The sequence below is a fragment of the Paenibacillus sp. NPDC058898 genome (genome assembly GCF_049316025.1).
Classification (GTDB): Bacteria; Bacillota; Bacilli; order Paenibacillales; family Paenibacillaceae; genus Paenibacillus_AQ.
Window position 1 is genome coordinate 135956 of the sequence record NZ_JBMOSM010000008.1, and the last position, 6366, is coordinate 142321.

6 protein-coding genes are annotated in these 6366 nt (G+C 51.0%); 2 read left to right on the forward strand and 4 right to left on the reverse strand.

Annotated elements, in window-relative coordinates; genetic code table 11:
• Positions 1-8: 8 nt before the first annotated feature.
• From ACOZB4_RS21695 to ACOZB4_RS21710, 4 genes are all read right to left on the reverse strand, one after another.
• Positions 9-833 (reverse strand): alpha/beta fold hydrolase, encoded by an 825-nt coding sequence (locus ACOZB4_RS21695; protein ID WP_379408625.1) that lies wholly within the window; start codon positions 831-833, stop codon positions 9-11.
• Between the two features lie 17 nt (positions 834-850).
• On the reverse strand, positions 851-1357 hold the full coding sequence (locus ACOZB4_RS21700) for an SRPBCC family protein (protein WP_339269741.1): 507 nt from the start codon (positions 1355-1357) through the stop codon (positions 851-853).
• A 77-nt stretch (positions 1358-1434) separates the two neighbouring features.
• On the reverse strand, positions 1435-1767 hold the full coding sequence (locus ACOZB4_RS21705) for an ArsR/SmtB family transcription factor (RefSeq protein ID WP_379408620.1): 333 nt from the start codon (positions 1765-1767) through the stop codon (positions 1435-1437).
• Between the two features lie 282 nt (positions 1768-2049).
• Positions 2050-3699 (reverse strand): glutathione ABC transporter substrate-binding protein, encoded by a 1650-nt coding sequence (locus tag ACOZB4_RS21710; RefSeq protein ID WP_339269739.1) that lies wholly within the window; start codon positions 3697-3699, stop codon positions 2050-2052.
• 160 nt (positions 3700-3859) lie between these two features.
• On the opposite strand from ACOZB4_RS21710, the gene nikC reads away from it, so the two are divergent.
• Both nikC and ACOZB4_RS21720 read left to right on the forward strand, forming a co-directional pair.
• The gene (gene nikC / locus ACOZB4_RS21715; protein WP_076322457.1) at positions 3860-4756 is read left to right on the forward strand and encodes a nickel transporter permease; all 897 of its coding nucleotides are present in this window, start codon (positions 3860-3862) and stop codon (positions 4754-4756) included.
• Positions 4757-4775: 19 nt separating this feature from the next.
• Positions 4776-5699 (forward strand): ABC transporter permease, encoded by a 924-nt coding sequence (locus tag ACOZB4_RS21720; RefSeq protein WP_379408614.1) that lies wholly within the window; start codon positions 4776-4778, stop codon positions 5697-5699.
• Positions 5700-6366: the final 667 nt, after the last annotated feature.

Consider the following 6366-nt stretch of genomic DNA (forward strand, 5'->3'; position numbering starts at 1 on the left):
AGGAACACTTATCTCGGTATTTGGTCTGCCGAAGGCTGCAGAAAACCCGACACCTCAGGAGCCAGCACTTCCGGCGCCATCACGACGGCAGAATGGTCCTGACCAGGCAGCATCCGGTGCTCGCACTGAGGGAGCAAGTCAACCAATGCGCTAGCGGCCCCATGGAATATGGACCCGCTGTTCTCGCCCGTCATCACCATGACCGGGACATCGACATCCCAGCGATCCGTTGGCAGCGGTTGACCGGATTGCGTGCTCCCCATAATCATGCCGTCATAGGCCAATGTATGCGCCATGCCCTCCATGACTTGCCAAGAAGGATCTGCCTTCATGAATTCGATATATTCCGCGGGGATCCCCAGCGCTGCTGTCATGAAATATTCTACGGCTTCGCTGCGTCGATTCTCGGCCATCAGTGCATTCAAATGCTGCACGTATTCTGTCGGTACGGGTTCGCGGCTATCGTCAATGATAAACGGCGGCTCATATAGAAACAGTTTTCTAACTTTGCTGCTTCCGAGTCTGCCCGCCGCATCCAGAGCCAGAACAGCGCCCGAAGAACTTCCGAATACATACGCGCTCCCGCCCGCCTCCTGAATAAGGGCATCGATATCTTCGACCTCACGTTCAACGGCATACGGAGCCGTATCCGCGCTACTGCCCCGTCCCCGCCGGTCATGATTGTAGACGGTGAATTGTTCAGACAGAAACTCCCCAAGACGCGTTGTATCGTTGTGATCCGAAGCTGCAGCAGCTACAAGAATAATAGCTGGACCGGTCCCTTTCTTTTCATAAAAAATTCGGGTACCGTCATTCGACATTGCATAACTCATGGTCATCTCTCCTTTTATTATCCTGTTATGTACAAGCTAATTTCATTCTCAAACCGTTCCAGCGTATCCGTGTATCCTTCTACCATTCCCATGCCTTCCGCAGCTTCCAGTTCCTCTGCACTCGCAAAATGGGTAATGATGCATAGCCTGGTCCCTTCCCCGGCCTCTTCAAACGTAACCGAAGTCAACATGTCGCTGCCTGCTACGGGGTTCCAGTTCGGATCCGTGAATGTGTCCGTATATACGAGCCTTGATAACTCCGTCACTTCGGAGTAGGTCGCCTTGCAAAAGGCTTCTTCCCCTTCTCCTGCCTTATCAGGAGCCAGCCTGTAGCGCCATACGCCACCCGGTCTGACATCCATCTCATATACCGTGGCATTCCAGTTCCTCGGCCCCCACCAGCGTTCAATGTGTTCCGGCTTAGTCCATCCCTGCCAGGACAGCTTCAGAGGGATGGTTACGATACGTTCCACGGTTAGCTTCCGCTGCTCCCGGTCTTTCTTGACAATGGTCGTCCTGCCCATGTGACTTCCTCCTCTTTGTGAAACCGGCTCTGCAACACAGAGCCCTGTCTTCCTGTGGTTCTAGTAAAAAAGTTGGATTAACTCTCCTCTCCGTTAAAGTCGCTCATATAGTCCTCGAACTTGTCGAGTCGCTCTTCCCACAATCGACTGAACGAATCGAACCAGACGTCCAGCTCCTGAAACGGCTGGGCTTCAAGACTATAAATGCGCTGCTGTGCGTTCTTACGGACTTTCACCAGCCCGGCCTCGCTCAGTATCCGCAGATGGCGGGATACTTGGGGCTGGCCGATTCCCAGAATCTCTACGATGTCGCTGACCGATCTCGACCCTTGCTTTAAAAGTTCAATGATGTTGAAGCGGTTCGGCTCCGAGATCGTGAACAGGGTTAATTGCATAGCTGAAGTATTCATGGTTTTAATATACATCAATTCGTATATACATGTCAACGTATATAATGATCTATTTTTTGATTCTTTTGACGTGATAAATGTGACATCACCTCAATTCCTTCCGCTCGCAAGCTGTATGATCATCTTGATGCCAACGAGCAAAGATAATGAACCATTGCTGTCAACCCTATCTCCTGTCCCAGCACTCGAACAACATCAAAAAAAGAGACCCCCTCATAGGGGCCTCTTGATGCATATCTCTTATATCATGACGATTCAAAACTATAAAGCTTTCAGACATCCTTATGGCTGAATGGACACTTGATGCAGCTGCATGATGCCGTTCGGATGCCGCCAGAAGCCCTCGACCTTGCTGCTGACACCGTTTAAATACTCCTGATGATGGATATACAGCATCGGCGCTAACTCAACCAGCTTCTCTTGCGCCTGTTTATAGATAAGCTTGCGTTGTTCAGGATCGTTCTCTTTACGCCCGGCATCCAGCAGTTTATCCAGTTCCGGATCCTTCGTGAAGGTACGGTTACCCGGCTCCCCTACATTCTTGGAATGGAATAACTCATACATGCCATAGTCGGCATCAGCCGTTACCGTGGACCAGCCGAGGATAAACATATCATGCTTGCCTTCTGCGGTTTGTGCCAGGTATGCGCCCCATTCGACCACTTCGATTTTGACTTCAACATTCAATTCCTTCAGCTTGGATTGTACGTACTCGGCGACCTTAATCCGTTCCGGATTATCATTGGTCCAGATGGTCGTTGAGAAGCCACCCTCGTATCCGGCCTCCTTCAACAGCTCCTTAGCTTTGTCGATGTTATGTTCGATCGGCTTAACGGTAGCATCATAGCCGTTCACGTCCGGTGCCAGCGGACCAACAGCAGGAATTCCGGTGCCTTCGTAGATGCCCGAGATGATTTCATCCTTATTGATGGCCATCGACAAGGCCTGCCGTACTCGCACATCGTTAAACGGCTTTTTGTCGTTGTTAAACCCGATATAAGACAAGCTCAGCGAAGCCTGACGGTTCAGAGACATGCCGTCTGTGCTCTCAATGCGGCTGATGCTGCTCGGCGACACCGGATCGATAATATGCGCATAGCCGGTTTCCAGCTCCGCGATCCGCGTTCCCTCTTCGCTTACGACCTTGAACGTTACCCGTTCAACCTTCGCTTTATCCCCCCAATAATCGGCATTCGCAACCAGCTTCACTTCCTGTCCGGGGTTCCAGCTCTCTAATTTGAACACGCCCGTGCCTACAGGGTTCTGTGCCAGATATGCGCCTCCCTTCTCGCCTGCCTTCACCTTTTCGTAATCCAGCTTGATGGCTTCGGCACTAATCATGCCCACCGCAGAATGGGCCAGATGGGCAAGCAGCGGCGAGAAAGCATACTCGGTCACAAGCTGCACCGTGTATTCGTCAACGACTTTAACCTCTTTAATCATGCCAACAAGCGACGCGCGTGGAGAAGCAACCTCCGGATCCTGCATACGATCAATGTTGGCTTTGACCACCTCTGCATTGAATGGAGAGCCGTCCGTAAACTTCACGCCTTGTCTCAGCTTGAACTCCCAGGTCAATTCATCGATCGCTTTCCAGCTCTCGGCGAGCCCCGGCTGAATATTCAGATCCTTATCATGAATCACCAATGTGTCATAAATATGCGTTGTCATTACGCTCGTTTGCTGGTCCGTCGACATATGAGGGTCCATGGATGGCGGATCAGAAAGCCAGGCAATCACAAGCTCATTTGCACCGGTATCGTCCGTTCCTTTGGGAGGATCCTTGGCCCCCGGCTCCGGAGCTGGCGTATTACTGCCGTTTGGCGGCGTTTCAGGGTTACTGCTCTTGCTTGGACTGCCGCACGCCGAGACTATTACGGTAAGCATGACCAGGATGCAGACAAGCCACTTTAATCTTCTATTACCTGTCATGTGAAACAAACTCCCCCTTCTCAATCAAAATAGGAAAATATTTTATACACAGTTAACATATATTTTACTATTTGATATTTATACCAGTAGAAGCCAGATTTACCTCATGTTTCTACGACACCAATGCTGACATCCAAACTTGGAGAAAGGATGATTTCACGTGCCTAACATGACCGCTGATGCCAGAACACATGAATCGCTACCTAGTGGTACCCGTCTCGTTCAATGGAAATCTTTCTACCACCGTCTGAAGAAGAACAAAGCGGCCTTATTCGGGGGGTATTTTCTCCTGCTGATGATTCTTGTCGCAATTTTCGGCCCCCTGCTCACCCAGTATGATCCGACCAAAGTGGATTATTCTACGAAACTGCTGAAGCCGTCCGCTGACCATTGGTTTGGTACGGACCACAACGGGCGAGATATTTTCACCAGGATTATCCACGGCATGCGTCTTACGCTCTCGGTCGGTTTTATCTCGGTCATCATCGGGGCAGCCTTTGGTGTCGTACTCGGAATCATATCCGGTTATTACGGAGGTAAATGGGATGCACTCATTATGAGAATGACCGATGTCATGCTGGCGTTTCCCGGCATTTTGCTGGCATTGGCGGTTGTCAGCGTTCTTGGAAAAAATCTGTTCAACGTGATTATCGCCGTCAGCATCTTCTCGATCCCCACCTTTGCCAGAGTCGTGCGCGGCTCGACGCTGGCCGTCCGCAAGCTCGAATATATTGATGCCATGCGTTCGCTGGGCGCGAGCGATGGACGAATCATCTTCGGGCATATTTTGCCGAATATCACATCCCCTATCATCGTGCAGGCTACGCTGCGGATCGCTGTTGCTATCCTGACCGCCAGCGGCTTGTCCTTCCTCGGTCTTGGCGCACAGCCGCCGACGCCGGAGTGGGGAGCCATGCTGAATGATGGGCGCAACTATATTATGGATCACCCCCATGTTGCCCTGTTCCCCGGCTTGTCGATCGTGTTCGTTGTTATCGCATTTAATCTGCTGGGTGACGGCTTGCGGGATGTCCTTGACCCGAAAATGAAAAAATAATGAAGGGAGCTGCCGGGCCATGCTCATCTATTCCATTCGAAGGCTAATTCAGACGATACCTGTTGTCATTGGCGTTACCATTGTCGTCTTCCTGCTGATGCACCTCATTCCGGGAGATGCGGCGCAGGTCATTATCGGGGAAGGGGCGCCCAAGGAGCAGGTGGAGAAGATCCGTGAGAACCTGGGATTAAACGATCCGCTGCCGCTTCAGTATTGGAATTACGTCAGTGGTTTACTGCAGGGAGATTTGGGAGATTCGATCCGCAGCAGCCGCCCCATCGCCGATGAAATATTCAAAAGCCGATTCTGGATCACCGTCGAGCTTGCCATATACTCTACGATCCTGGCTGTATTTCTCGGCATTCTGGCCGGCATCATCTCCGCCGTCAAAAAAGGCTCGCCCGCCGATATCGGCGTCATGTTCGTTGCCCTGTTCGGACTATCGATGCCGAATTTCTGGCTTGGGCTCATGCTGATCCAATATTTTGCCGTGGATCTAGGCTGGTTCCGTCCCTCCGGCTGGGGCACGTGGTCGCAAACCGTCCTTCCCGTGATCACGCTCGGGACAGGCGGCGCCGCGATCATTGCCAGAATGACCCGTTCCAGCATGCTAGAGGTCATCGGCCAGGATTACATCCGAACCGCTCAAGCCAAAGGCGTCCGAGAGCGTGTCATCATCTACCGGCATGCCCTGAAAAATGCCATGATTCCCGTTATTACCGTCATCGGCCTGGAGTTTGGAGGTCTGCTGGGCGGGGCAGTGCTGACCGAGTCCGTATTCGCCGTGAACGGCATGGGACGATACGTCATCGACTCGATCCGGGCAAGAGATTTCCCGGTCGTACAGGCAACCGTGCTTGTGCTCTCGATCATGTTCGTGCTGGTGAACCTGCTTGTGGACATCTCCTACCGATACTTCAACAAGCGCATTGATTTCGATTGATTGGTGGGTTTTAGCTGTGGGATTAGTGTGGGATTAGTGTGGTCAATGTGAACTCTACATTGTGTGGCAAGCGTGTGGATTAGTATGATCTACAGTTTGGTTCAAGTGGACACACGATCCGCTATTTACCGAAGATCGAGCTATTTGGGAGTCCGTGCGGACACACGATCCGCTATTCACCGAAAATCGAGCTATTTGGGAGCCAATCCGGACACACGATCCGTTAATGTACCCAAAATCACGAATTTAGCCAACTATTTCTCGCAATAGCGGATCTCATGTCCTCGTACTTCCACTAACATGCAGAAAATAAAGTAATAGCGGAACTACAGTCCTCAAATATCGCTAATCCAGACGAATCTAGCTGATTTTGAGTCCATGTGGACATACGATCTACTATTTGCTTCAAATCATTCCTTTTTAAAGTCCACGCGGACACAGATCTGCTACTTTGCTGCAAAAACGAGCTGTTTGGGAGTCATGCGGACACACGATCCGCTATTTACCGAAAATCGAGCTATTTGGGAGCCAATCCGGACACACGATCCGTTAATGTACCCAAAATCACGATTTTAGCCAACTATTTCTCGCAATAGCGGATCTCATGTCCTCGTACTTCCACTAACATGCAGAAAATAAAGTAATAGCGGAACTACAGTCCTCATAA

Coding starts and splice junctions, on each gene's coding strand:
- ACOZB4_RS21710 (WP_339269739.1), bottom strand. CDS start 3,699: ATGACAGGTAATAGAAGATTAAAGTGGCTTGTCTGCATCCTGGTCATG.
- ACOZB4_RS21700 (WP_339269741.1), bottom strand. CDS start 1,357: ATGGGCAGGACGACCATTGTCAAGAAAGACCGGGAGCAGCGGAAGCTA.
- ACOZB4_RS21720 (WP_379408614.1), top strand. CDS start 4,776: ATGCTCATCTATTCCATTCGAAGGCTAATTCAGACGATACCTGTTGTC.
- ACOZB4_RS21705 (WP_379408620.1), bottom strand. CDS start 1,767: ATGAATACTTCAGCTATGCAATTAACCCTGTTCACGATCTCGGAGCCG.
- ACOZB4_RS21695 (WP_379408625.1), bottom strand. CDS start 833: ATGAGTTATGCAATGTCGAATGACGGTACCCGAATTTTTTATGAAAAG.